Origin of the sequence: Streptomyces sp. NPDC021096 (assembly GCF_040641275.1) — a bacterium.
GTDB lineage: Bacteria > Actinomycetota > Actinomycetes > Streptomycetales > Streptomycetaceae > Streptomyces.
Window position 1 is genome coordinate 20,864 of sequence record NZ_JBFADG010000020.1, and the last position, 21,894, is coordinate 42,757.

Annotated in this window: 26 protein-coding genes and 1 tRNA gene; 12 read left to right on the top strand and 15 right to left on the bottom strand. The window is 71.5% G+C overall.

The features are described 5' to 3' along the window. The first annotated feature begins 20 nt into the window (after window positions 1–20). A complete protein-coding gene (locus AB0G59_RS22300; RefSeq protein WP_071966658.1) occupies window positions 21–686 on the top strand; it encodes an O-methyltransferase in 666 nt (221 codons plus the stop codon). Window positions 687–705: 19 nt separating this feature from the next. On the opposite strand, the gene AB0G59_RS22305 is transcribed toward AB0G59_RS22300, so the two are convergent. From AB0G59_RS22305 to AB0G59_RS22315, 3 genes are all read right to left on the bottom strand, one after another. Continuing rightward, a complete protein-coding gene (locus AB0G59_RS22305) occupies window positions 706–918 on the bottom strand; it encodes a zinc ribbon domain-containing protein (protein WP_360914198.1) in 213 nt (70 codons plus the stop codon). 58 nt (window positions 919–976) lie between these two features. Further along, a complete protein-coding gene (locus AB0G59_RS22310; RefSeq protein WP_360914201.1) occupies window positions 977–2,344 on the bottom strand; it encodes a hypothetical protein in 1,368 nt (455 codons plus the stop codon). 74 nt (window positions 2,345–2,418) lie between these two features. Beyond that, window positions 2,419–3,192, bottom strand: a complete 774-nt coding sequence (locus AB0G59_RS22315) for a DUF4097 family beta strand repeat-containing protein (RefSeq protein WP_360914204.1) — start codon at window positions 3,190–3,192, stop codon at window positions 2,419–2,421. Between the two features lie 187 nt (window positions 3,193–3,379). On the opposite strand from AB0G59_RS22315, the gene AB0G59_RS22320 reads away from it, so the two are divergent. Next, window positions 3,380–3,454, top strand: a tRNA-Val gene (locus AB0G59_RS22320). A 387-nt stretch (window positions 3,455–3,841) separates the two neighbouring features. Here AB0G59_RS22320 and AB0G59_RS22325 read toward each other — a convergent pair. From AB0G59_RS22325 to AB0G59_RS22335, 3 genes are all read right to left on the bottom strand, one after another. Continuing rightward, window positions 3,842–4,837, bottom strand: coding sequence for a methyltransferase domain-containing protein (locus AB0G59_RS22325; RefSeq protein ID WP_360914207.1), 996 nt, complete (start codon window positions 4,835–4,837; stop codon window positions 3,842–3,844). 148 nt (window positions 4,838–4,985) lie between these two features. Then, entirely contained in the window at window positions 4,986–5,933 is a 948-nt protein-coding gene (locus AB0G59_RS22330) for a radical SAM/SPASM domain-containing protein (RefSeq protein WP_360914210.1), read from the bottom strand. A 286-nt stretch (window positions 5,934–6,219) separates the two neighbouring features. Continuing rightward, window positions 6,220–7,191: a LysR family transcriptional regulator gene (locus tag AB0G59_RS22335; protein ID WP_360914212.1), complete on the bottom strand. Its 972-nt coding sequence runs from the start codon at window positions 7,189–7,191 to the stop codon at window positions 6,220–6,222. Between the two features lie 232 nt (window positions 7,192–7,423). On the opposite strand from AB0G59_RS22335, the gene snpA reads away from it, so the two are divergent. Continuing rightward, on the top strand, window positions 7,424–8,095 hold the full coding sequence (gene snpA, locus AB0G59_RS22340; RefSeq protein WP_360914215.1) for a snapalysin: 672 nt from the start codon (window positions 7,424–7,426) through the stop codon (window positions 8,093–8,095). 74 nt (window positions 8,096–8,169) lie between these two features. Here the strand turns inward: snpA and AB0G59_RS22345 are convergent, their stop codons facing one another. The 3 genes from AB0G59_RS22345 to AB0G59_RS22355 all read right to left on the bottom strand — a co-directional run bounded on the left by AB0G59_RS22345 (window position 8,170) and on the right by AB0G59_RS22355 (window position 10,415). Next, complete coding sequence (locus AB0G59_RS22345) at window positions 8,170–8,808, bottom strand: VTT domain-containing protein (protein WP_071966665.1); 639 nt, start codon at window positions 8,806–8,808, stop codon at window positions 8,170–8,172. Window positions 8,809–9,091: 283 nt separating this feature from the next. Then, window positions 9,092–9,574: a DoxX family protein gene (locus AB0G59_RS22350; RefSeq protein WP_360914219.1), complete on the bottom strand. Its 483-nt coding sequence runs from the start codon at window positions 9,572–9,574 to the stop codon at window positions 9,092–9,094. Between the two features lie 199 nt (window positions 9,575–9,773). Continuing rightward, a complete protein-coding gene (locus AB0G59_RS22355) occupies window positions 9,774–10,415 on the bottom strand; it encodes an HNH endonuclease family protein (RefSeq protein WP_360914417.1) in 642 nt (213 codons plus the stop codon). A 338-nt stretch (window positions 10,416–10,753) separates the two neighbouring features. On the opposite strand from AB0G59_RS22355, the gene AB0G59_RS22360 reads away from it, so the two are divergent. Further along, complete coding sequence (locus AB0G59_RS22360) at window positions 10,754–11,488, top strand: ABC transporter permease (RefSeq protein WP_360914420.1); 735 nt, start codon at window positions 10,754–10,756, stop codon at window positions 11,486–11,488. A 211-nt stretch (window positions 11,489–11,699) separates the two neighbouring features. After that, complete coding sequence (locus AB0G59_RS22365; protein WP_071966667.1) at window positions 11,700–12,281, top strand: TMEM165/GDT1 family protein; 582 nt, start codon at window positions 11,700–11,702, stop codon at window positions 12,279–12,281. Here AB0G59_RS22365 and AB0G59_RS22370 read toward each other — a convergent pair. The 3 genes from AB0G59_RS22370 to AB0G59_RS22380 form a co-directional block, all read right to left on the bottom strand. Continuing rightward, complete coding sequence (locus tag AB0G59_RS22370) at window positions 12,253–12,930, bottom strand: hypothetical protein (RefSeq protein WP_360914223.1); 678 nt, start codon at window positions 12,928–12,930, stop codon at window positions 12,253–12,255. The two genes, AB0G59_RS22365 and AB0G59_RS22370, sit on opposite strands and share 29 nt — an antisense overlap. A 159-nt stretch (window positions 12,931–13,089) precedes the next feature. Further along, window positions 13,090–13,374 (bottom strand): hypothetical protein, encoded by a 285-nt coding sequence (locus AB0G59_RS22375; protein WP_360914226.1) that lies wholly within the window; start codon window positions 13,372–13,374, stop codon window positions 13,090–13,092. A gap of 342 nt (window positions 13,375–13,716) precedes the next feature. Continuing rightward, complete coding sequence (locus tag AB0G59_RS22380; protein ID WP_360914229.1) at window positions 13,717–14,496, bottom strand: GntR family transcriptional regulator; 780 nt, start codon at window positions 14,494–14,496, stop codon at window positions 13,717–13,719. Between the two features lie 18 nt (window positions 14,497–14,514). Here AB0G59_RS22380 and AB0G59_RS22385 point away from each other — a divergent pair, with 18 nt between their 5' ends. The 6 genes from AB0G59_RS22385 to AB0G59_RS22410 all read left to right on the top strand — a co-directional run bounded on the left by AB0G59_RS22385 (window position 14,515) and on the right by AB0G59_RS22410 (window position 17,587). Further along, entirely contained in the window at window positions 14,515–14,982 is a 468-nt protein-coding gene (locus AB0G59_RS22385) for an NUDIX domain-containing protein (protein WP_360914232.1), read from the top strand. A gap of 105 nt (window positions 14,983–15,087) precedes the next feature. Further along, entirely contained in the window at window positions 15,088–15,390 is a 303-nt protein-coding gene (locus AB0G59_RS22390; protein WP_360914235.1) for a winged helix-turn-helix domain-containing protein, read from the top strand. Then, window positions 15,362–15,925 carry a UTRA domain-containing protein gene (locus AB0G59_RS22395; RefSeq protein ID WP_360914238.1) on the top strand — a complete coding sequence of 188 codons (564 nt, stop codon included), beginning with the start codon at window positions 15,362–15,364 and terminating at the stop codon, window positions 15,923–15,925. The genes AB0G59_RS22390 and AB0G59_RS22395 overlap by 29 nt, the downstream gene beginning before the upstream one ends. 253 nt (window positions 15,926–16,178) lie before the next feature. Continuing rightward, the gene (locus tag AB0G59_RS22400; RefSeq protein ID WP_360914241.1) at window positions 16,179–16,712 is read left to right on the top strand and encodes a hypothetical protein; all 534 of its coding nucleotides are present in this window, start codon (window positions 16,179–16,181) and stop codon (window positions 16,710–16,712) included. Then, window positions 16,709–17,080 (top strand): peptidase inhibitor family I36 protein, encoded by a 372-nt coding sequence (locus AB0G59_RS22405; protein ID WP_360914244.1) that lies wholly within the window; start codon window positions 16,709–16,711, stop codon window positions 17,078–17,080. The genes AB0G59_RS22400 and AB0G59_RS22405 overlap by 4 nt, the downstream gene beginning before the upstream one ends. Window positions 17,081–17,221: 141 nt before the next feature. Next, window positions 17,222–17,587 (top strand): hypothetical protein, encoded by a 366-nt coding sequence (locus AB0G59_RS22410; protein ID WP_360914247.1) that lies wholly within the window; start codon window positions 17,222–17,224, stop codon window positions 17,585–17,587. Between the two features lie 15 nt (window positions 17,588–17,602). Here the strand turns inward: AB0G59_RS22410 and AB0G59_RS22415 are convergent, their stop codons facing one another. Beyond that, entirely contained in the window at window positions 17,603–18,262 is a 660-nt protein-coding gene (locus tag AB0G59_RS22415; RefSeq protein ID WP_360914250.1) for an HAD-IA family hydrolase, read from the bottom strand. Between the two features lie 237 nt (window positions 18,263–18,499). On the opposite strand from AB0G59_RS22415, the gene AB0G59_RS22420 reads away from it, so the two are divergent. Further along, window positions 18,500–20,590: an MFS transporter gene (locus AB0G59_RS22420; protein WP_360914253.1), complete on the top strand. Its 2,091-nt coding sequence runs from the start codon at window positions 18,500–18,502 to the stop codon at window positions 20,588–20,590. Window positions 20,591–20,697: 107 nt separating this feature from the next. Here AB0G59_RS22420 and AB0G59_RS22425 read toward each other — a convergent pair whose 3' ends face one another. Both AB0G59_RS22425 and AB0G59_RS22430 read right to left on the bottom strand, forming a co-directional pair. Further along, window positions 20,698–21,024 carry an antibiotic biosynthesis monooxygenase gene (locus AB0G59_RS22425; RefSeq protein WP_360914257.1) on the bottom strand — a complete coding sequence of 109 codons (327 nt, stop codon included), beginning with the start codon at window positions 21,022–21,024 and terminating at the stop codon, window positions 20,698–20,700. Between the two features lie 32 nt (window positions 21,025–21,056). After that, window positions 21,057–21,737, bottom strand: coding sequence for a TetR/AcrR family transcriptional regulator (locus AB0G59_RS22430; protein WP_071966678.1), 681 nt, complete (start codon window positions 21,735–21,737; stop codon window positions 21,057–21,059). Window positions 21,738–21,894: the final 157 nt, after the last annotated feature.

A 21,894-nucleotide genomic window follows, 5' to 3' on the forward strand; every position in this document is an offset into this window, starting at 1 on the left:
GCCGCCAACGAGGAGATCACGTGCCCGAGCCCAAGAGCGCTCCGCTCACCGCCGAGCTGTACACGTACGTACTCGCCCACAACCCTCCGCTCGATCCCGTGCAGGAGGCCCTGGTCGACTCCACCCGCGCCCTCTTCCCCGCCGAGGCGATCAAGCAGGTGGCGCGGGAGCAGGCTCCGCTGCTGGCCTTCCTCGTACGGCTCACCGGCGCCCGCACGGTGGTGGAGGTCGGCACGTTCACGGGGCTGTCCGCGCTGTCCATGGCCCAGGCGCTGCCGGACGGCGGCCGGCTGATCACCCTGGACATCTCCGAGGAGTGGACGGCCCACGCCCGGCAGGCGTGGGCCAAGGCGGGCGTGGCCGACCGGATCGACCTGCGCATCGCGCCCGCCCTGGACTCGCTGCGCGCCCTGCCCGCCGAGCCGCACATCGACCTCGCCTTCATCGACGCCAACAAGGACGGCTACGTCGACTACTGGGAGGAGATCGTGCCCAGACTCCGCCCGGGCGGCCTGATCGTCGTCGACAACGTCCTGTTCATGGGGCAGGTCGTCGACCCGTCCGTCACGAGCGGTTCGGGTGCGGACGTCAGGGCGTTCAACGAGCACGTGGCCGCGGACCGGCGGATGGAGTCGATCATGCTGGCGGTCGCGGACGGCCTGACGCTGGCCCGCCGGGCCGGCTGACGGGCGGGCCGCCCGGCCGTCAGCCGCAGCAGCCGCCTCCGCAGCATCCGCCGCCGCCCGCGCGAGGGGCCGCGGCGGGGGCGGCCGCACCGGTCACCGCGACGGTCGACAGCAGCTTCACGGTGTCCTCGTGCCCCTCGGGGCAGGTGGCCGGGGCCGAGGACTGGGCCATCGGCCGGTTGAGCTCGAAGGTGTCACCACAGGCTTTGCAGCGGTATTCGTAACGAGGCATGCCAGGCAGCATAGCCAGCGCCCCCCGGCGGGGCAGGGGCCCGGCGCGGGCGCGGGGGTCAGCGCCCGTTCCCGGCCCCGCGCTCCTCGCGGATCTCCTGCACCACCCGGGCCACGGACTGCCGCACGGCCTCCATCTCGGTCAGGAAGTGCCACCAGTCCGGGTGCCGGCCCTCCAGATCGCCCGTCGCCCGCTCCAGGCGGGCCACCGCGTCGTCGAGGGGGCGGGCGTGGCGCGGGTCGGGCGTGCTGCGCCCGGTCATCGCCAGCCGCTGGGCGTCGCGGACGGCGAAGCGGGTCCGCTCGACCTCCCGCTGGTGGTCGAACGCCACCTCGTCCAGCCGCCGCAGTCTCTCGCCGGCGGCCGAGACGCCCTCGTCCGTGGTGTTGAGCAGCGCCCGGACCGTGGTCAGGAGCGAGGTCGCGTCCGCCCAGCGCTGTTCGTCCCGGGCGGTGCGGGCCTCGCCGAGGCGCTGCTCGGCCTGGGCGACCGCGCGCTCCGCCTCCTCCGGCACCTGCTGCAGGTCCTGCCAGCACGCCGCGCTGTAGCGGCGCCGCAGCTCGCTGAGGACGGGGGCGACGCCGGCCGCGCGGGTGGTCAGCGCCTGGGCGCGGGTGCGCAGCGAGACGAGCCGCTTGTCGATCTCCGCCGCGCGCTGCGGCAGCTGCTCGGCGTCGCTGCGGATCGCCTCCGCCTCCCGCTGCACGCGCTCGGCCCGTACGACGGTCTCCTGCACGCCGTGCTGCCCCGCGCCCTGGTTGAGCTTGGTCAGCTCGGGGGAGAGCGCGGCGAGCCGGGCGGCCAGGTCGTCGGCCTTCAGGCCCGTCGCCCGCGTGGCGTCCAGGGCGTTGCTGGCGGCGAGCAGTCCCTGCCGGGCCCGCTCCACGGCGGGTACGACCTGGGCCAGCTGGTTCTCGGCCCGCGTCAGCAGGGGGCCCAGGCTTTCGCCGAACCGCTCCAGGTCGGCCTTGGCCCGTACGAGCGCGTCCTTGGCCTTCGCCAGGTCCGCGCGGGCCCGGCCGGCGGCCGGGGCGTCCAGGTCGTCGCGGTCGAGGTCGTGCGCGTCGACGGCGCTGATGTACGTGGCGGAGACCTCGTCTATGCGGCGTCCGAACGCCTCGAAGTCGGCGGCCGCCTTGCGGGCGGCGGGCGAGGCGTCGACGGCCGTGATCGTCTCGATGGAGATCCGCAGCTCGCGCTGCGCGGTGTCCAGCTCGTAGAAGGCGGCGGCCGCGGCGTCCTTGGCGGCCTGGGCCTCGGCGCGCTGGTTCTCGCCGCGCCCCCAGCCCCAGCGGCGCGTGCCGCCCCCGGAGAAGGCGGCGGGCGCGCCGGCCACGACGGCGGCGAGCAGCGGGAGGGGCAGCAGGACGAGCGCGAGGGTCTCGCGGGCCGCAGCCGTCACCGTACGTGCGAAGGTCGCCGTCACTTGCCCTCTCCCGATGGATCGCCCCAGGCCCGGGTGTCATTCTCCCACCCGGCGGCGGCGAACACACAGGGCGGTCAGCCGGCGGTGCGCACCTCGATGGCGCCGTTGCCGCTGTGCGCGCTCACGGTGTGCGGGGCGGCGTCGTCGCGGGGGACGTTCACCTTGACGCCGCCGTTGTCGGATCCGGTGGTGACCTTGTAGGGGGCGCGGGGCACGGTGATGCGGGTGGCGCCGTTGGTGGTGCGGGTCGTGACGGCGTCGGGCACGGCGGTCAGGCCCAGCCGGATCTCCCCGTTGGAGGTGGTGGCACTCACGTTCCGGGAGGCGATCCCCTCGGCGGCGATCCGTCCGTTCGAACTCTTAAGCTCCAGCGGGCCCTTGGCGTCGCGGACCTCGATCGCGCCGTTGCTGGAGCGGACCTTCAGCCGGGTCTCGAAACCGCGCGCCGTGACGGCGCCGTTGCTGTCCTTGACGGTGACGTCGACGCCGCGCGGCACCTCGATCCGGTGCTTCGCCTCGCACCCCACGCTCACGCCCTTGCACTTCATCCGCAGCTTCAGCGTCCCGCCGTCCTCCATCTCCCACGTCACCCCGGTCGACCCGCCCAGCGACCAGCCGTCGAACCACCGGGTGACCTTGACGTCCTTGCCCTCCCCGCCGGGGACGAGCTCGATGGCCGAGTTGTCCGTGTCCACGGTGAGCTCCCGCGCGCCGAGCGAGAACGCCCTGGTCTCGGGCGTCGCGTCGTCGGCGTCGGCGGTCCCGCACCCGGTCAGCAGGCTCCCGGCGAGCAGGGCTCCGCCCACGAGGGCGGGGACGCGGACGGCGCGGCGGGCGCGGGCAACCATGATGATCTCCATCTCGGGCGTGCGGCGAGCGGGCCCATGCCCCCCGGCCGGTCGGTGAGTGCTGCACGACGAGCCTAGGCACGCCAAGATCATGCGGCCATCCCCCCTGCTACCGGGTCCGTGGTGGGGTTAACCCCCGGGTTTGCGGGGACCCGGGTCGGGCAATGTAGGCTGTCCTTTCGTGCCAGGGCGCATAGCTCAGCGGTAGAGCGCCGCTCTTACAAAGCGGATGTCGGCGGTTCAAATCCGTCTGTGCCCACCAGCGATACCAGCGGAAACGACACGAAGACCCAGGTCGGAGCACTCTCCGCCCTGGGTCTTCTCCGTTCAGCCCCGTTCTGCGTACGGTCTCCCACGCCCTCGAAACGGTCTGCACTCACTGCGTCGTCTCCCAAAATGCCTCCCAGATGATCATGGTTCCGTCGTAGGTCAGGGCCTTGAAACGCGTGAGCCCTCTCCCGGCGAGGAAGAGGGCCCACTGTGTGCCGGGGCATCGAAGGTGCCGCCTTCCGTGCGCCCGGCACGCCTGATGATCGACGGACGGCAATCGCAGGAGAATCTGCACGCCCGTCCCAAATGCCGCACGGGCTACGCGAGTAGCAGCTCGCCCACCTCCTGCCAAGAGTGCGCGCGCGAGGCACGAGAAGGGTTACTCGATCACGGCGGACCACTTTCCCCGGGAGAGGCGGATCACGCCGTTCGGCGCGACTTCGGCGCGGCTGCCATACACAGGGAGGCTGCCCTCGGCGTTCTGCCGATGCCTGATCCGCTCGAGGATGTCCCAGAGACGGCGGGGGCCGCTCTGGTGGACGAGGGGTGGGTTGATGAAGGTGGCCGTCGCCCGCGCCCACGAGCCGTCCTGGTGGAGGATCCACGCCGTCCGCTGCTGCTTCTCCTGGTGGTAGTGCGTCTCCACCCCCGGGACGGCGAGTTCGAGCATCGACCGTAGTTCCCACGCTTCGCTGAGGTTCAGCACGGGATACCTGCCTTGGGTGACGTGCTCCCCTTCCGCGTCAGTGAGGGCTTCGAGCCGGTCGCGGAGCCCGGCGGGGTAGTCGTCGCCGTGCCGGGTGCGCATGAAGCCGGCCCAGTCCCGCTCGATCCTCCCGACTGCCCGGCCGTCCTCCGTCTTCCAGGCAGTCAGGATGGCCGACGTGTTGGCGATCGCGGTGATGAGGCGGCCGCCCGGCCGGAGCGCGGCCAGCCATGAGGCCGGCACGGGCCACACAGACACCATCGAGACGATCCGGTCGTACGTCCCGGGAAGGGCTTCCGTCGCGTCACACGTGACGAGCTCGGGGTGAAGACCCATGTTGTCGAGCCGTTCCCTCGCAGCCCCCTCCAAGTAGGGGTCTACGTCGATCGCCGTGACGTGCTTGTCGCCGAGCAGGCGGGCAGCGAGCGCAGTGCCGTACCCCGATCCCGTTCCGACGTCGAGCAGGTCCAGGCCCCTCACCAACCGCCCATGGCGGTACATCTGCAGGACGAGGGCAGGGTGCGTCGAAGATGAGGTGGCCTGGCCTGTAATGGTCTGCCCCTCCTCGGCGTGGTCGGCGTGCAGAGGGCCGATGCGGGTGACCAGCGTCCTGTCCGAGTAGGCGGTGCTCAGCCACTGCTCGGGGTCGGCGAGCCCGTCGCGCAGCACCCAGCCCCCGCCCGGCGCGCGCTCCCACCATCGGGGCACCAGGGCGTGACGTTGTGTCTGTGCGACCAGCGGGCGCCACCGTGAGACGGGATCGGCGATCTCGCCGGCTAGTCGTTCGGCATGCGGTTTCCAGTCCACGGGCGCCGCCTCAATTCTGCTCGGGCTGGTCGGGGATGTCCGCGTACGCGGGATCGCATGCTTCCTGCTCCGCGGGAGCGCAGTCCGAACCATCCAGGCCGGGATTGCAGTCGGGATCGCACGGATCTTGCGCGCGCGCCGGGACACGTTCCACCGTGTTCCACCATGCCGGGCTGTTGAGGATCGCGGTCAGCGTTCCGTCCTTCACGGAGCCGGCCGGCATGAAGCGGCTCATCACACACGGCGCGACGCTGCCGTCGGGCAGCACGGCCAGTTGTCCCCGGCCGCACCGTCCGCACAGTTCGGAAACGTCGGGCTCCCCGGCGGTCGCGGCGCGCCCGATCGCCCGGCTGCGGTCGATTCGAACCCTGGTGATGCCCATGGCGACGAGGTCGTCGCGGGCCTGGGTGACGCGCTGGCCGGGCAACACTTCGACGATGCCAGCGCGCAGGGGGATGCCCCGGCGGACAGCCTCCTGGATGTTCGCTCGTGTTCGCGCGTGGCTGCCCGGCTTGCCGGTGATTCGGTCGTGCTCGTCGGGGTCGTCGCTGTGGTAGCTGGTAGCGAGAGAGACGTTTTTGTGGGCGAGGACGTCCCACCAGCGCTCATGGATCTTGTGCAGAGTGGTGTACACCTCGACGCGACGGCCCAAGGCAAGGGCGTGGTCCATCAGCTCGATCCAGTGCGGGTGAAGCGTCGGCTCACCGCCCAGCAGCTGCACCATGGGGATGTCGAGCTCGGCGGCTTCGCTGATCACCGCGAGCCATTCGGCAAGGGTCATGGTCCCGTGCGTGCCCTGCGGGCTCGCGGCGACGAAGCACATTCCGCACCTGGACGGGCACTTCGTTGCGAGCTCGAGTTGTACTGACTGCGGCTGTACCGGAAGGTGCGGCTGTTCCGTGACTGTCGTCATGGTCGGTTTGCCTTCCTGATGCCCACGTGCTGGCGCGGGGGCCATCCCCGCGCCGTCGTTCAGTGGTGCAGGCCGATCGGCCGTGTGAGGGGTGCCCGGTCGGCTCGGCGACGAGAACGACCGGGCGACCCTCTACCTGCCTCCGTGAGGGTGCAGGGGGTTGAGGGTAGGTGCCACCGTGTCGCGGAGGTGTGCGTTCCTGCAGGTGCAGATAACGGGCGCGTAGTAGGCACTGACTGCGGCCGTCTGTGCCCACAGAGAAATAGCAGGTCAGAGGCCCCTTCACGGTTGTGCGTGGAGGGGTCTTCGCCGTATGCGGGCCGGTTTCGGGTCAGTGGCTCCCCACCGACGGCAGCAAGGGGCTGCCGTTGCGGTCCAGCCAGGCGCGGTACGTGGGGTTGTCGGCGGCGACCGTCACGTAGGCGGACATCAAGTCGGTGAAGAGGGCGTCCAGTTCGCGCAGGGGCAGGGAGCCGGACCGGGTGGCGAGGGAGAGCTGGGTGGAGAGGGGGTCGCCCAGGAGGGGGCGGATGACCGTGCCGGGCGGGGGGTCGGCCGTGGGCTGGGTGGGGCGGACGGCCTCGCCCGAGGCGACGAGCTCGGCGGCGGTGGTGTTGTCGCGGACGTGGATCAGGCGGGGGTCCAGGCCGGCGGTCATGAAGACACGGCGCAGCGCGGTGGCCTCGTCGTCGGCGGTCGGATCGACGATCCAGGCGTCGGCCGCCAGCTCGGTCAGGCACAGCGCGGAGCGCGCCGCGGCCGGGTGGGTGGCGGCGAGGGCGACGAAGCGGGGCTCGCACGCGATGAGGACGCGGCGCTCCACGCCCTCGGGGACGTGCAGGGGGAAGCCCGCCGTCTCGTGGACGAAGGCGACGTCGAGCTGGTTGGTGGCCAGCAGCTGCAGGAGCGTGTTCGAGGAGACCTCTATGTGGATGGTGGTGTCCGTGTCCGGCAGCCGCTGATGGATGCGGCGCAGCCAGCCGGTCACCGCGCGGCTGCCGATGCTGCCGATGCGCAGCCGCAGGCCGCCGACGCCGACTGCCGCGTCCCGGGCGGCCGTTACGAGCGCCGCCATCTCGGCGATGATCGGCCGCGCGCGCGAGAGCACGGAGTGGCCGAGCGGCGTGGGGCGGCTGCCGGTCTGGCCGCGCGTGAACAGCAGGCCGCCGACGGTGGATTCGATGCGGCGGAGCTGAGTGGTCAAGGAGGGCTGGGTCATGCCCAGCTGCACTGCGGCCTTCCGCACGCTGCCAGTGTCCGCGATGGCGCAAAGTGCACGGAGGTGCCTGACCTCAAGCTCCACGGGGGGAGCATATCCGCGCCTCGTACGTCACACCAGACACATGCCGGACGCATGTGGGCAGTTGAATGGCGCAGGATAGGCGATTGGATGGCGCTATGGCCAACTGGCATCATCCGCACCATTGATAACTCGTCAGAGACTCAAGGGGAACAGGAGTTCACCCGTGAGCCCCGGCCGTGCGTCCCACCGCGCACTACCGAAGAGGCTCCCGGCACGAATTGGAGTCCCCCACATGACACGCTCCACGATGGTGCTCTCGGCCGCCCTCGGCCTCGGGCTGACGGCCGCCCTGACCGCGGTCCCCGCATCGGCGGTCGCTCTCGACCACAGCGGCCCCGCGCAGGCGACGGCCACCTCCTCGTACGTCGGCTCCGCGACGGAGGAAGCGAACAACAAGGCCTTCTTCGAGGCCGTCATGAAGTCCGCGAAGGCCAAGCTGGCCGCCAAGCCGGGCCTCGCCGCCGCGACCGTCACCGTCACCTACGACGCCAGCCGGGCGCCGAGCTTCGCGACGGAGATAGCGAGAAGCGCGCAGATATGGAACAGCTCGGTGCGCAACATCCAGCTGCGCTCCGGCTCCAACGCCGACTTCAAGTACTACGAGGGCAACGACTCCCGCGGCTCGTACGCCAGCACCGACGGCCACGGCCGGGGCTACATCTTCCTCGACTACCGGCAGAACGAGCAGTACGACTCCACCCGCGTCACCGCGCACGAGACCGGTCACGTCCTCGGTCTGCCGGACCACTACTCCGGCCCGTGCAGCGAGCTGATGTCCGGTGGCGGCCCCGGCCCGTCCTGCACCAACCCGAACCCGAACGCCGCCGAGCGCAACCGGGTCAACCAGCTGTGGGCCAACGGCGTGAAGGCCTTCGACAAGGCACCCTTCACCAAGGTCCACTGATCCTCGCCCGCTGAACGCGTACGGCCCGGTCCCCTCCAGGGGCCGGGCCGTACGTGCGTCGTGTGGCGGTGCGCCTAGTGCGGCTGGGCCTCCGGCTCCTCCGGGCGGCGCATCAGGAAGACCGCGCCCGATCCCGCCGCGAACAGCGCCAGCACCGAGACGGCCGTGCTGAGCCAACTCGCGCCCAGCCACTGGCCGCCGAAGTAGCCGAGGCTGACGCTGTACGCCGCCCACGTCAGGCCGGCCAGCGCGGACCAGGGGAGGAACTCGGCCACCCGGCGGTGCATCACGCCGGCGCCGAGGCTGACCACCGAGCGTCCGGCGGGCGCGAAGCGGGCCAGGACGACGAGCGGTCCGCCGCCGCGCAGCAGCGCCGTGCCGAGCTTGGCCTGTGCGGCGGTCAGGCGGCGGGAGCGGGCGATGGCGCGGTCGAAGCGGTCACCGCCGCGCCAGGCGAGGCGGTAGGCGACCATGTCGCCGAGCACCGAGGCGGTGGCGGCGCACATCACGAGTGCGAACATGTCGGAGAAGCCCGCGTGGCCGTGCGCGGCATCGCCCACGGCGTCGGCGGCGGAGCCCGCGGCGGCGGTGGCGGCGGCGATCACCAGGACGCCGCTCGGCAGCACCGGCAGGAAGACGTCCAGGAGTACCGAGAGTCCGACGATCACGTATATCCATGGGGTCTCGGCCAACGACCCCAACTGCTCCAGCACGTCCTGATCTCCCGGTACGGTCCCCCGCCGCGACGTCGCAGGGGAGCGGCAGGGGCGGCCTTCACAACCGTACAGCGTACGCCTGGGGCGACCGGGGGATGGGCGTGGGGCCCGCGATGTTGTTCGAATCACGCGCCGGGCGTGAGGCGGGTCACGCATCGGAGGGTGAGTCAGCTCACGCGCGGGGCACGCGCACAGGGGCCCGGTGGTGTCCGGGCCCCTGTCGCGTGCGTAGCCGTCGTGCGCGGCGTGAAGGGCGGTCGGGCCCCGGCCGCCGCGGCCGTCAGTCCCGCTTGGCGCGGCCGAAGAGGCGGTCGAGCGACAGCGCGCCCGGGCCGGTGAAGACCAGCAGCAGGAACGCCCAGCAGAACAGGGCGGACGCCTCGCCGTGGTTCTGGATCGGCATCAGCGCCTCGCTCTGGTGCACGTCGAAGTACGCGTACGCCATCGAGCCGGAGGAGATGAAGGCCGCGGAGCGCGAGCCGAGGCCGATCATCACCAGGACGCCGCCCACGAGCTGGATGACGGCCGCGTACCAGCCGGGCCAGGTGCCCGCGGGGACGGTGCCGCCGCCGACGGCTCCGCCGAGCACGCCGAAGAGGGAAGCGGCGCCGTGGCAGGCGAAGAGCAGGCCGATGACGATGCGGAACAGGGACAGCACGTACGGGCGGGCCGCGTCGAGGCGCTCGGGGAGCGTCGGGGAGGACGTGGCCGAGGCGGACTGCCCGGTGGCCGGGGACGTGGCCGCCGTGGGCGTCGGGGACATGGGTGTCGAGCTCCTCGTGTCGGGGACAGGAAACAACGAGAGCTCAAGGTTAGGCACGCCTAAGGAGTACTTGCAAGTTCAAGTTTCTTGATTTCTTGTTCCGCAACACGCTTGTAACGAGGCCCCTGGGATCCCGTGCGGGGCCGCACAAGGGCCTCCCTGCGAGGTGGGGAGGCCCTTGTGTGCCGATGTATGCCGATCAGCAGCCGTTGAGGATGCCGGTCAGGGCGGTCTTCTCGGCGGAGTCCACGGTCAGCTTGTAGTCGTACTTCACCGCGACCCACATCTGTGCGTACGTACACGCGTACGACTTCAGGGGCGGCATCCACTGCGCCGGGTCCTTGTCGCCCTTCGCCTGGTTGACGCGGTCGGTGACCGCGATCAGCTGCGGGCGGGTGAGGTCGTTGGCGAACGCCTTGCGCTGCTCGGTCGTCCAGGTGTTGGCGCCCGAGCGCCACGCCTGCGCCAGCGGCACGACGTGGTCGATGTCGATGTCCTGGGCGTCGTGCCAGGTGGCCCCGTCGTAGGGGGAGACCCAGGTGCCCGAGACGGCCGCGCACTTGCTGTCCTGCTCCACGTCCTGCCCGTCCCGCTTCAGCACGACCTCGCGGGTGTTGCACTGGCCGGACTGGGTGGCCCAGTGCGGGAACTTCGACCGGCTGTAGCCGTCCATCGAGCCCTCGGACGCGACCGTCAGCTTGCCCAGGTAGGCGCGGGCCGTGGCGGCGTCCGGCGGGGTGGGCGGCGCGGCCTGGGCCGCCGGGCCGTTCAGTACGAGCGTGCCTACGAGGGCGGTGAGTCCCAGGGTGACGGCCGTACGACGCGCGTAGACGCCGCGCAGGGCCGAGGGAACACGCAGTCCGGGCATGAGAACTCCCTTGAGGGTGAGGGGTTGCGGGCCGCTGAAGCGCGGCCAGGATCGCGGCGCCGGGTATCAGGGGGGTGGTCGCCAGGTGACAGGATGGCGACGCGCTCATGCCAAAACAAGGGGTTGCGGGCGTGAGATGTACCCACTCTGCGGGGCGAGTTGGCGGACTATCAGAATCCGGTTACCGGCGGGCTGACACGCCGCCGGCCGCGCGCCCGGCCGACGCCGTGCGCCGCCCGTAGGGTGACCGCGTGCTCGCCGCCGACGTCCTGCTGCCCGCCAACGGCACCCTCGCAGTGGTCCTCGCCGTCATGCTGGCCGTCGCCGTGACCGTCGCGGCCCTCGCCCGCCTCGCCGACGGCAAGGAGCGCGGCTACGCCCGCGCGATCGCCCTCGCCGGGCTGCGCGCCGCCGTCCAGCTGGCCGCCGTCTCGGCGCTCATCGGCTGGGTGGTACGGGCGGCCCCGCTGCTCCTGGCCTTCCTCGCGCTGATGTTCGCCGTCGCCGTACGCACCGCCGGCCGCCGCGTCACGGACAACCGCACCTGGTGGTGGGCGGCCCTGCCGATCGCCGCCGGCGTCGTGCCGGCCGTCCTCACGCTGCTGCTCACCGGACTCGTCCCGGTCAGCGGCATCGCCCTCGTCCCCGTCACCGGCATCCTCATCGGCGGCGCCCTGACCGCGACGGTGCTCGCCGGCCGCCGCGCCCTGGACGAGCTGCGCCTGCGCCACGGCGAGGTCGAGGCGGGCATGGCACTGGGCCTGCTGCCCCGCGAGGCCCGGCTGGAGATCGCCCGCCCCGCCGCCTCCGACGCCCTGCTGCCGGGCCTGGACCAGACGCGGACGGTGGGCCTGGTCACCCTGCCGGGGGCGTTCGTGGGCATGCTGCTGGGCGGCGCGTCCCCGGTCCAGGCGGGCGTGGTGCAGCTGTTCGTGCTGGTCGCGCTGATGACGGTGCAGGCGGTGGCGGTGGCGGTCGCGCTGGAACTGGTCGCGCGCGGGCTGCTGAACCGATCCCTTACCCTGGGGGGAGCAGAAGGGGAGTAGCTCTTCGCCGGACCGTCGACATACTGCTGGGCCTCGCGCCCGGCCGGCGCCCGGAGGCCCGTCCGTCACGGAGGGGCCAGCGAGACCTTCGGCCGCAGTGTCCATGACGCTGCCGTGCCGAAGCGACCCCTGATCTCGATTGATCTCGATGTGCAGGTCACTGTTTCGGCGGGGCTGGCGTCACCACCCACCGACAGAGGAAACCACCCCTGTGTTCAGCTTCACCGTCGCCGCCCTCGTCTTCGGCGTGATCTTCCTGGCCGAGCTGCCGGACAAGACCGCCCTCGCCGGCCTGATGCTCGGCGCCCGCTACCGCGCCTCGTACGTCTTCGCGGGCGTCGCCGCGGCCTTCCTCGTCCACGTCGCCCTGGCCATCGCCGCCGGCAGCGTCCTGACCCTGCTCCCGCACCGCCTGGTCCAGGCGGTGGTCGGCGTCCTGTTCCTGGCCGGCGCGGCGATGCTGCTGCTGAAGAAGGACGACGGGGACGAGGAGATCGCGAAGCCCGCCGACCAGTCCTTCTGGAAGGTCTCCGGGGCGGGCTTCATGCTCATCCTGGTCGCGGAGTTCGGCGACCTCACCCAGATCATGACCGCCAACCTCGCCGCCCGCTACGACGACCCCGTCTCCGTCGGAATCGGCGCGGTCCTCGCCCTGTGGGCGGTGGCCGGCCTCGGCATCCTGGGCGGCAAGACCCTGATGCGCTACGTGCCGCTGAAGCTGATCACGAAGGTGGCGGCGCTGGTGATGCTGGCGCTGGCGGGCTTCAGCCTGTACGAGGCGGCGGTGGGCTGACCGGCCCGTCCATCAGGTTGGTGATCAGCTTCCGCAGCCGCCCCTCGCGCACCGTCTCGACGCCGTGCACGAGCTGTGCCCCGTAGACGACGGCGGTCCCGGCGGGCGGCGCGCTGGTCCAGCGGGTGCGGGGGATGCCGCTCAGCGCGGCGACCGCCTGCGGCCCGGCGTGATGCGATATCTCCCGGACGAACCGCGTCCCGGGAGCGAACCCGCTCCCGGGCCCGGCGGTCCGCCCCGTCCACAGCGCGTCGGACGCACACGTGTCGACGTAGAACTCCCCGCCCCGCTCCGCCTCCTGCAGGTGGAACGCCACCCGCGCCACCCGCTGCGGCCGGCCGTCCGGATCGCTCACGCCGTGCACGTGCGGCGGGATCCGGTCACCGGGCCGGAGGTCGTGGTAATCCCACGGCGTCGCCGCGGCCGCGGACGGGAACACCCGCCGGATCGTGGGCAGCGCCCGCGCGACGGCACCCGCCAGGATCTCCTGCACGGCGTCGGGCGCCACGATGCCGTCACTGGGCCGTACGGGAACCCAGCGGGTCGCCTCGAGGTGATCGTCGAGCAGCTTGACGACCTCGGCGGTCTCGTCGGGCATCAGAAAGCCCTCGACGGTGTGGACGGCGAGGGTCTCGGTCATATGGATCACGCGGTCACCCACTCCTCTCGCGGTGCGGTGCGGAGCGCTCTTCCGTCAGCGCATTCCACTGCGCGACGGGGCGGTTGCCAACCGCCGGGGCCTCTGCCATGGAGGCACCGGGGCGCACGCGCGGGCGCATTGAGGGGCGCGCGTATGCGGTGGATCCGCTTACGGCTTGCCCCTGCTGCTGCGACGGTTCGCTTCACGCACCTTGGCACGCAGCTCCTCGCGCCGCCGGGCCCCGCCCTCCCCTATGAGGCCGAATCCGGTGACGGTCGGCCCGTAGAGCGCACCGCGCTCCGGCAGCTCCATGGCCAGGCCCAGTGCCCGGTAGTCGGCCGCCGCCCACGCGCCCTCGGGGTGAGGGCACCGAGTGCTGGTGCCCTTGTCCTGAACGGCCGGGTGACCGTGTTGCTTACGCGGCACCGTGGCCGCGTGCAGAGCCGCCGTCATGAGTGTGCCGCCCGCTGATGGCGTCCCATGGCCGTGGCCATCGCTTCGGCCAGGCGCTTGTCGCCTTGGCGGACGGCGTCGTAGCGCTTGGTCTTGATCTCTCTGCACTGAGCGCAGGGCTGAAGCTGAGTCGCGTGCCCCTCGCTCTGAAGATCCATGGCGGGAGCGGCGTCGCTGGTAAGGCCGTGCATGGAAACCACCAGGTGTACGGGCCCGGGCAGGGCGAGCCGGCCCCGGGTAGCGGGGCTCATGTACTCATGTACATGAGTTGAGAGTGGCCTAAGTCCTGACGCGAGTCAACCTCCCAGGTGCAGAGCGGTGTTGGGCCTCAGCGGCGGCGAGTCAGTCGCTAGCGGCAATCCGGTACTCGAGGACGAATCGGTCTGCGGCCATGACGGTGTCGCAGACCTCGATCACTCTGCCGTCGTCGGTCACTGCATCTCGCACCAGGTGGATAACCGGAGAGCCTGGACTGAGCCGTAGGGCCGATGCCTCTTGCTTCGTGGCAAGGCGCGCCCGCACGGTTTCGACGAACTCGCTGAGACGGTGTCCGTGCTCTTCGAGACGGGCGTAGATGCCACCGTCGCCAGGGTTCTCGCTCAGCAGTTCCGGGATCGCCTCCGCCATCGCCCAGGGCAAGTACGAGGTGGCTTCCTCGGTGGGCGTGCCGTCACTGAAGTACTGCCGACGCCGGGCGAGAACTTTCTCTCCTGCGGGTACGCCCATACGCCCCGCAACCTCAGCGGGTACGTCCACCGGCCCTACGAAGAGAACATGAACGCTTGGCGTATGGCCTGCTTGTTCCGCCTCGGCCAGGTAGGCCGCCTTCCCGCTTCTGCGGTGGGAGCGGCGGAACCGGTCCGAGGACTTCCTGCGCACGGGAGGCAATCTCTTCACATAGGAGCCACGCCCGTGGTGGGTGTCCACCAGTCCGGCTGTCCGCAGCTCGGCGATCGCCCTGCGCACTGTCCCCTGCGAGACGCCGTAGCGTTCCATCACTTCGGACTCGCTGGGCATCTGGGCGCCCGGAGCCAAGGCCCCCACGCGGATCTGCTCGGCCAGGTCGTCCGCGATGCGCAGATAGCGCGGCCTGCCTGTGTCTCGTGAGAACTCGTTCCCCATGAGCCCGCCCGCCCTCCTATGCTCATTCGCATGAGTACAGCGGCCCAGTCTCCCAGGTCCACGCCACTCCACTCGGTCTCGGTGGCTGGAGCTGTCGTGCGTCATGACGGGCGCGTTCTCGCCATTCGGCGGGCTGACAACGGTCACTGGGAGCTTCCGGGCGGGGTGCTGGAGATCGAGGAGTCCCCGGAGGACGGGGCTCGCCGGGAGGTGTTCGAGGAGACCGGCATAGAGGTCGATGTGGACCGGCTGACCGGCGTCTACAAGAACATGAGGCGCGGCATCGTCGCCCTGGTCTTCCGTTGCCGCCCGGTCGGTGGCACCGAACGCACTTCGGAGGAATCGGCCGCTGTGGCCTGGCTGACTCCCGAGGAAGTGACTGCCGCGATGGCGGAGGCGTACGCGGTGCGCGTGTCGGACGCGCTGAGCGATGGCACGCCGCATGTGCGCATCCATGACGGCCGGCGGCTCATGAGCGCCGCCTGAGCAGCACACGGTGCGGTGGGACGGGTCCTGGCCGTGGCTTTCCCTCTACGGCTGGCGGTCGGCCGGCAGAGGGGGCAACCTGCGTAGTGCTCTATGTTGACCGGCATGGCAGATGTGCAGGGCACTCCGCCCGTTGATCCGACGCGGGCGGCCTACGTCTACATGCAGGTGGCAGATCACATCGCTGCCCGCATAACCGCGGGTGAACTGCGACTGGGGGCACGCCTGTCGGGGGAGCGTGATCTGGCCGAAGAGTACGGCGTGGCCATCGGTACGGTCCGCCGCGCCGTCCAGGAGCTACGGGACCGTGGCCTGCTGATTACCCTGCCCGCCAAGGGAACCTTCGTCGCCGAGCAGCGGCCGAAGGACCTGAGCCCGGATGTCGATGGAGTCCAACGCGATGTCTGAGCAGCAACGGCCGCTCAGGAGGCGGAGTGTTCAGCGCCTCTCCCAACACGTTTGGGGCTCCGGTCGGTCGGTCTGGTCGGGCGATATCGAGGGCCGCAGCCTGACGGTCGACCAGGTCGAGGTCGGGGAGCGAACAGCCCCCGAGCGAGTGGCTGACGTTCTGGGCCTGCCGCCGACCGCGACTGTTTGCGTGCGGAGCCGACGGTTCGTTCTTGACGACAAACCCGTTCAGCTCTCCACCTCGTACCTGCCCGCCGACGTCGTGAGCGGGTCCGCGATCACGCAGGAAGACACGGGGCCGGGCGGTACCTACGCACGCCTTGCGGAACTTGGTTACCGGCCTGTCCGCTTCCGTGAGGAGATCCGCTACCGGATGCCCTCCAGCGAGGAAGCCGAGCGGCTGGCCCTTGCTCTTGGCGCGCCGGTCATCCACATCTGCCGTACAGCACTCACCGAGGGCGGTCGGGCTGTTGAGGTTAACGAGATGATTCTTGACTCGGCGTCGTATGTGCTGGAGTACGAGTTCGACGCCTAGCGCAAGGAGTCAACGACTCGTTGTCGCCGGCAAGCCGGTCCGACCGGGGTGGGCGTTCGGTGCACGCGTAGCGGAACTGCGTTCCCGCTTGGACCGCCCGCATCACCTGTACGGGTGGTATGGCACATCCGCAGGCTGGGGAGGGTGATCGTGCCCAGACCGATCACCGCTCCCCGGGGGCCCCGCATGCGCCAACTCCCCACCATCGCCACCGTTTTCGTCCGTACGGCGTGCGAGCCGGGCTGATCCGTAGATGCGCCTCCGTACGCGCGCCGGGCTGCTGCTTCTGGCCGGCTGGCTGCTGGCCGGGTGTTCGGGCCCGGCCCAGGACCCGGTGCCCCGTCCCACGCCCGACGAGGTGGTCAAGGCCGCCACCCAGGGCCTCACCGACGCCTGTCTCGCCCGCCAGGGCCTGGCCGCGCCCCGGCCCGGGCGGAGTCCGGCGCCGGACTCCGAGCAACAACGCGTCAACGCCGCGCTCTTCGGCACGGGTCCGGCGGAGCTCTCCGTCGACCTGCCCACCGGCTACGTCGTACGCGCCCACACCGACGGCTGCCTGGCCGCCGCGCAGCGCCGGCTCTACGGCGACCAGCGGCGATGGTTCCGGGCGTCGGTGATCGTCAACAACCTCGAGCCCGAAGCCGCCCACACCCACCGCAGCCTCGCCGAGGTCCGTGCCCGGCACCGGGCCGAGATCGCGGACTGGCGGCAGCTGCGCGCGCATGCCCTCACCGAAGCCACCGCCCTGCTCGACAATCCACCACCGACGGGAGACCCACGACCATGAAGCGCCTCACCGCCCTCCTCGCGGCCACCTTGATCTCCACCGGCGCCGTCCTCGCCACTTCGGCCACCGCCCACGCGGTGCCCTGCCGGAGCGGCTACTTCTGCGTCTGGACGAACGCCAACTTCGACGGCATGAAGATCGAGCACAGCGGCGACGACCGCTGGTGGGAGGGGGACATGTTCAAGCACGACTCCTCGTGGGCGAACCACGGCGTCTCCGGGCCGGGCGTCAAGGACCACGTGAAGGTGTACGAGGGCCGCAAGCTGCTGGGGCGCGTGACCCTTTGCCTGGCGCCCGGCCAGGAGGTCGGCTACAACGGGGGCGCGAACGACAAGGGTGGCTCCCACACCTGGACCACGGGCTGCTGAAGCCCGTCCGCAGGGGCGTACGGGGAGTGCGCGGCCTATCGTGAGAGGTGGGGCAGCCACTCGTTCGTACGCGGGGGGCGGGCGGCGCGTCCGGGGCGGACCGCGACGCGCCACCGCCCGGCCTGCCCGAGAGGAGCAGCCATGACGTCGACGACGCGTGAGGAAGTGCCGGTCGCGCTCTCGGACGAGGGCATCGACGTGCGCACACAGGAGATCGGCGGGGGCATGAGCGTGATGTTCATGCGCCTGAGCAAGGGGACGGACCTCGGGCCGGTCCTCAAGGGCATGCCCGACGACCTGTGCCAGTGCCCGCACTGGGGGTTCCTGGCCAAGGGCCGGGTCAGGCTGCGCACGAAGCAGGGCGAGGAGACGTACGAGGCGGGGCAGGCGTTCTACTGGGCGCCCGGGCACGCTCCCGAGGCCCTCGAGGACAGCGAGTTCATGGAGTTCTCGCCGACGAAGGAGCTCGGCGAGGTGCTCGCGCACGCCAAGGCGCAGCTGGGCTGAGCCCCCGGCCGGGCCTCAGCCCGCCGTCGCGATCCGCAGCGTGATCGCGCCGTCCTCGCCCGCCTCGACGCGCACCTGCGTCAGGTCCGCCACCGCCACGTCCGGTGCGTGCGCGGCGGCCCGCGGTCCCACGCCCACCACGCGCATGCCCGCGGCGCGGCCCGCGGCGATGCCGGCTTCCGAGTCCTCGAAGACGATGCAGTCCTCCGGCGCGAAGCCCAGCTCCGCCGCGCCCTTGAGGAAGCCCTCCGGGTCCGGCTTGCTGGCGCCGACCGACTCCGCCGTCACGCGCACGGCGGGCATCGGCAGGCCGGCCGCGCCCATGCGGGCCCGGGCCAGGCCGAGGTCGGCGGAGGTCACCAGGGCGTGCGGCAGGCCGGCCAGGGCGGCCATGAAGGCGGGGGCGCCGGGGACCGGGACGACGCCGTCGACGTCGGCCGTCTCGGCCTCCAGCATGCGGCGGTTGTCCTCGTAGTTGAGCTCCATGGGGCGGTCCGGGAGCAGGACGGCCATCGTGGCGTAGCCCTGGCGACCGTGGACGATCTTCATGGCCTCGTCGGCGTCCAGACCGTGCTCCTCGGCCCAGCGGCGCCAGCAGCGCTCGACGACCGCGTCGGAGTTGACGATCGTCCCGTCCATGTCGAGGAGCAGGGCACGTGCCGTGAGCGTGGTCATCGAAGGACTCCAGTGCGCGCGGAAGAAGACAAGCGGCTCCACCCGCCGGTCAGGGAGTGCGGGCGGAGCCACTTTGTTTATCAAAGATACAAAACGGATCGGGACAAACGCCAACGGCCCTGGTCGTAGCGGTGCCGGCACCCCGTGAGGGCAGCCAATGGCCTACCCCAGCGGGCCGGGAACGGCCGTCCGGATCACGATGGGAGCAGCGGAACCGACACCCGAGGAGAGCTCCCCATGGCCCAGGACACCCCGGGCCCCGCGGTGGCCGCGGAGCCCGCGCACGTGCCCGGCGAGGGGCAGTCCCGCAGCGGCGTGCGCGTCGCCATCGGCGCGCTGCTGCTCGGCATGCTGCTGGCCGCCCTCGACCAGACCATCGTCTCCACCGCCCTGCCGACGATCGTCAGCGACCTCGGCGGCCTCGAGCACCTGTCCTGGGTCGTCACGGCCTACATGCTCGCCTCCACCGCGGCCACCCCCCTGTGGGGCAAGCTCGGCGACCAGTACGGGCGCAAGAAGCTCTTCCAGACGGCCATCGTCATCTTCCTCGTCGGCTCCGCGCTGTGCGGCCTCGCCCGCAACATGCCCGAGCTGATCGGCTTCCGCGCCCTGCAGGGCCTGGGCGGCGGCGGCCTGATGGTGCTGTCGATGGCGATCGTCGGCGACATCGTGCCGCCCCGGGACCGCGGCCGCTACCAGGGGCTCTTCGGCGCCGTCTTCGGCGGTACGAGCGTGCTGGGGCCGCTGCTCGGCGGACTGTTCGTGGACCAGCTCAGCTGGCGCTGGGTGTTCTACGTCAACCTGCCCATCGGCGTCGTCGCGCTGCTCGTCATCGCCGCCGTGCTGCACATCCCCGCCGACCGGACCCCGCACCGCATCGACTACCTCGGCACCTTCCTCATCGCCGCCGTCGCCACCTGCCTGGTGCTGATGACCTCGCTCGGCGGCACCACCTACCCCTGGTCCTCCTGGCAGATCATCGGCCTCGGCGTGCTGGGCATGGCGCTGCTGGCGCCCTTCGTGCTCGTCGAGCGGCACGCGGCCGAGCCCGTCCTGCCCCTGGGGCTCTTCCGCGTCCACACCTTCGCGCTCTGCTCGGTGATCGGCTTCGTCGTCGGCTTCGCGATGTTCGGATCCATGACCTACCTGCCGACCTTCCTGCAGGTCGTCCAGGGAGTCTCACCGACGATGTCCGGCGTGCACATGCTGCCGATGGTGGCCGGCATCCTCATCGCCTCGACCGGCTCCGGCCAGATCGTCAGCCGCACCGGCCACTACAAGGCCTTCCCCATCGCCGGCACCGGCGTGATGGCCATCGGCCTGCTCCTGCTCCACCAGCTCAGCCCGACCGTCAGCACGACCGAGATGAGCCTGTACTTCTTCGTCTTCGGCTTCGGGCTCGGCCTGGTCATGCAGGTGCTCGTACTGATCGTGCAGAACTCCGTCGGCTACGAGAACCTCGGCGTCGCCACCTCCGGCGCGACCTTCTTCCGCTCCATCGGCGCCTCGTTCGGCGTCTCCATCTTCGGCACGATCTTCGCCAACAACCTCGGGCCGCGCATCGCCGACGCCCTCGCCGGGATCCCCCTGCCGCCCGGCGTCACGCCCGCCGCCCTGCAGGCGGACCCGCGGGCCGTCGACCGGCTCCCGCCGGCCCAGCGGAGCGGCGTCCTCGCCGCCTACTCGCAGTCCATCACCGACGTCTTCCTCTACGCCGTGCCGCCCGCGCTCCTGGCGTTCGCCCTGGCCTGGCTGCTCAGGGAGGAGCCCCTGCGGGCCAGCGTCACCGCCCCCGACACCAGCGAGGTCATCTCCAGCAACCCTGTCGAGCGCTCCTCGCGCGACGAGTGCGCCCGCGCCCTGTCCGTGCTGGGCAACCGGGAGGGGCGCCGGCGGGTCTACGAGAAGATCACCGAACGGGCCGGGCTCGACCTCAGACCCGCCGCGAGCTGGATGCTGCTGCGCATCAAGCGCGACGGGCACGTGGAGCCCTCCCTGCTCGCCGAGCGCGTGGACGTACCGCTGCGGGTGGTCACGGAGGGGGCCCGGCAGCTGGAGGCGCGGGGCCTGGCCGTACGGGAAGGGCTGCCGCTCGTCCTGACGGAGGAGGGACGGCGGGAGGCGGACCTGCTGTTCCGGGTGCGCGAGCAGATGCTCGCGGAGATGCTGGGGGACTGGTGGACCGCCAAGGACCGCCCCCACGACCTGCAGGCCCTCGTCCATGAACTCAACCGCGAGCTGTGCGGCTCCGACGCCGAACAGCCCCGCGAGAACGGCGCGCGCACCGGCCACCCCCACGACGACCACCGCCTCGACCGCGGCCACTGAGCGGCTCCGCCGGAATGTGCGGCCGGTCGGCTGCGGGCCGTCCGTGGCCGGTCGCGCGGTTCCCCGCGCCCCTTACGGGGCCCGCTCAGCGGCGGGCCCCGCGGTGATCAGCTGCTCTTCGGCGCCGCCTGCTGGACGACCTCGAAGGACCACACCGTGGACCCCGAGGCGGCGGGCCGCTGCTTGGGGGCGCCCTTGCCGCCGCCCTGGTGCGCGGCCTTCATCGGGCCCTCCATCCACGCCCGGAAGTCCTCCTCGCTGCGCCAGCGGGTGTAGACGAGGTAGTCGTCGGTGCCCTCGACGGGGCGCAGCAGCTCGAACCACTCGAAGCCGTCGGAGCTCTCCACGGTGCCGGCGCGGGAGGCGAAGCGCTTCTCGAGGACCTCGCGCTGCTCGGCGGGGACGGTCAGGACGTTGATCTTCACGATGCTCATGCGCCCATCCTGCCGCAGACGCCGGGCCCCGTTCAGCCCCGCTCGCCCGGCCGGCGGCCGCGGCCCGCGTCGGCCAGGGTGGCGTCGAGCTGATCCAGGGTCAGGGGCGGGGCCGGCAGGGCGCCGGTGACCTCGGTGCGCAGGCCGTCGAAGAGCAGGGCGAGGTAGCGGCGCCAGGAGCCGGGGGCCGCCGCGGCGGCGGAGGGGACGAAGCGGCCCAGGGCGGCGAGCGTGAAGAGCAGGTCCTCCGCCACCACGTCGGGGCGCATCGTGCCCTGCTCCTGGGCGCGGCGCACCAGCAGGGCGACCGTCTCGTGGTTGTGCTCGCGCAGCGCGGCCAGCGTCGGGCCCGCGGGGACCGTCGTCGTCATCAGCTCGATGGCCCCCCGGTCGGCGGCCAGCCCCTCGAAGATCCGTTCCATGTAGGCGAGCAGGGACGCGAAGGCGTCCTCGCCCCGGCGGGCCGCCTCGCCCGATTCCATGCTCAGGCCCAGGTGTTCGCCGAAGACCGCCTCGATCAGCGCCTCGCGCGTGGGGAAGCGGCGGTAGAGCGTGGCGTTGCCCACCCCCGCCCGGCGGGCGATGTCGTCCAGAGGGCACTCCAGGCCCTGCTCGGCGAAGAGCTCCCGGGCCGCCGCGATCAGCAGCTCCCGGTTGCGCCGCGCGTCCGCCCGCAGGGCCGCGGGTTCCTCTCCCCTGCTACTGGTGCTCATGACCGCACCCTAATGGCCTCAAGAGCGTTGGAATCAGGCCACCTGTGGGAGGTTGTCAGGTGACCTGGGGGTGACCTGCGTCTGTTCCACAGGACTCAGTAAGGTCTCAAACAGCACGACGGGGATGACCGAACAGGTCGACTGGAGGTGCGGCAGA

Excerpts from the sequence above, each read along its gene's own strand:
- AB0G59_RS22305 (WP_360914198.1), bottom strand. The coding sequence starts at position 918 with ATGCCTCGTTACGAATACCGCTGCAAAGCCTGTGGTGACACCTTCGAG.
- AB0G59_RS22315 (WP_360914204.1), bottom strand. The coding sequence starts at position 3,192 with ATGGTTGCCCGCGCCCGCCGCGCCGTCCGCGTCCCCGCCCTCGTGGGC.
- AB0G59_RS22330 (WP_360914210.1), bottom strand. The coding sequence starts at position 5,933 with ATGGCCCCCGCGCCAGCACGTGGGCATCAGGAAGGCAAACCGACCATG.
- snpA (WP_360914215.1), top strand. The coding sequence starts at position 7,424 with ATGACACGCTCCACGATGGTGCTCTCGGCCGCCCTCGGCCTCGGGCTG.
- AB0G59_RS22350 (WP_360914219.1), bottom strand. The coding sequence starts at position 9,574 with ATGTCCCCGACGCCCACGGCGGCCACGTCCCCGGCCACCGGGCAGTCC.
- AB0G59_RS22360 (WP_360914420.1), top strand. The coding sequence starts at position 10,754 with ATGCTGGCCGTCGCCGTGACCGTCGCGGCCCTCGCCCGCCTCGCCGAC.
- AB0G59_RS22375 (WP_360914226.1), bottom strand. The coding sequence starts at position 13,374 with ATGACGGCGGCTCTGCACGCGGCCACGGTGCCGCGTAAGCAACACGGT.
- AB0G59_RS22380 (WP_360914229.1), bottom strand. The coding sequence starts at position 14,496 with ATGGGGAACGAGTTCTCACGAGACACAGGCAGGCCGCGCTATCTGCGC.
- AB0G59_RS22385 (WP_360914232.1), top strand. The coding sequence starts at position 14,515 with ATGCTCATTCGCATGAGTACAGCGGCCCAGTCTCCCAGGTCCACGCCA.
- AB0G59_RS22390 (WP_360914235.1), top strand. The coding sequence starts at position 15,088 with ATGGCAGATGTGCAGGGCACTCCGCCCGTTGATCCGACGCGGGCGGCC.
- AB0G59_RS22395 (WP_360914238.1), top strand. The coding sequence starts at position 15,362 with ATGTCGATGGAGTCCAACGCGATGTCTGAGCAGCAACGGCCGCTCAGG.
- AB0G59_RS22400 (WP_360914241.1), top strand. The coding sequence starts at position 16,179 with ATGCGCCTCCGTACGCGCGCCGGGCTGCTGCTTCTGGCCGGCTGGCTG.
- AB0G59_RS22405 (WP_360914244.1), top strand. The coding sequence starts at position 16,709 with ATGAAGCGCCTCACCGCCCTCCTCGCGGCCACCTTGATCTCCACCGGC.
- AB0G59_RS22410 (WP_360914247.1), top strand. The coding sequence starts at position 17,222 with ATGACGTCGACGACGCGTGAGGAAGTGCCGGTCGCGCTCTCGGACGAG.
- AB0G59_RS22415 (WP_360914250.1), bottom strand. The coding sequence starts at position 18,262 with ATGACCACGCTCACGGCACGTGCCCTGCTCCTCGACATGGACGGGACG.
- AB0G59_RS22420 (WP_360914253.1), top strand. The coding sequence starts at position 18,500 with ATGGCCCAGGACACCCCGGGCCCCGCGGTGGCCGCGGAGCCCGCGCAC.
- AB0G59_RS22425 (WP_360914257.1), bottom strand. The coding sequence starts at position 21,024 with ATGAGCATCGTGAAGATCAACGTCCTGACCGTCCCCGCCGAGCAGCGC.
- AB0G59_RS22430 (WP_071966678.1), bottom strand. The coding sequence starts at position 21,737 with ATGAGCACCAGTAGCAGGGGAGAGGAACCCGCGGCCCTGCGGGCGGAC.